Source organism: Mycobacterium sp. 1245852.3, assembly GCF_001669335.1.
Lineage (GTDB): Bacteria > Actinomycetota > Actinomycetes > Mycobacteriales > Mycobacteriaceae > Mycobacterium > Mycobacterium europaeum_A.
In genome coordinates this window covers 1-804 of record NZ_LZLL01000011.1, presented here as the reverse complement: position 1 = coordinate 804, position 804 = coordinate 1, and the positions used below count along the sequence as shown (strand labels likewise).

Sequence of the window (804 nt, the reverse complement as noted above, 5' to 3'; positions counted from 1 at the left end):
ACCCCGCCGCCGTCGAGGCGATGACGGCTGTGCTCGGCACGGTCGGCAACGCGTCCTCGCTGCACACCAGCGGCCGGGCGGCGCGGCGCCGCATCGAGGAGTCCCGCGAGCTGATCGCCGACCGGCTGGGCGCGCGCCCCTCGGAGGTCATCTTCACCGCCGGCGGCACCGAGAGCGACAACCTGGCGGTCAAGGGCATCTACTGGGCCCGACGAGGAGCCGATCCGCGCCGCCGGCGCATCGTCACCAGTGAGGTGGAACACCACGCCGTGCTGGACTCGGTCAATTGGCTCGTCGAGCACGAGGGCGCCGAGGTCACCTGGCTGCCGACCGCCCCCGACGGGTCGGTGTCGGCCGCGGCGCTGCGCGACGTGCTCACGCGCCACGACGACGTCGCGCTGGTCTCGGTGATGTGGGCCAACAACGAGGTCGGCACCGTGCTGCCGGCGGCCGAACTCGCCGCCGTCGCAGCCGAATTCGGCGTGCCGATGCACAGCGACGCCGTCCAGGCGGTGGGGCAGCTACCGGTCGACTTTGCCGCCAGTGGGCTGTCGGCGATGAGCGTGACCGCGCACAAGTTCGGCGGCCCGCCGGCCGTGGGTGCGCTGCTGCTGCGCCGCGACGTGGCCTGCGTGCCGTTGGCTCACGGGGGCGGGCAGGAGCGCGACATCCGTTCGGGCACCGCCGATGTCGCCGGTGCGGTCGGAATGGCGGCGGCGGCCCGGATCTCGGTCGACGGGCTCGAGACCAACAGCGCCCGGCTGCGGGCGTTGCGCGACCGGCTGGTCGACGGCGTGCTGGGCG

1 protein-coding gene is annotated in these 804 nt (G+C 74.1%); it reads left to right on the top strand.

Annotated elements, in window-relative coordinates:
• On the top strand, positions 1 to 804 hold an 804-nt coding region (locus tag A9W96_RS00350), incomplete at both ends, for a cysteine desulfurase family protein (RefSeq protein ID WP_067137268.1).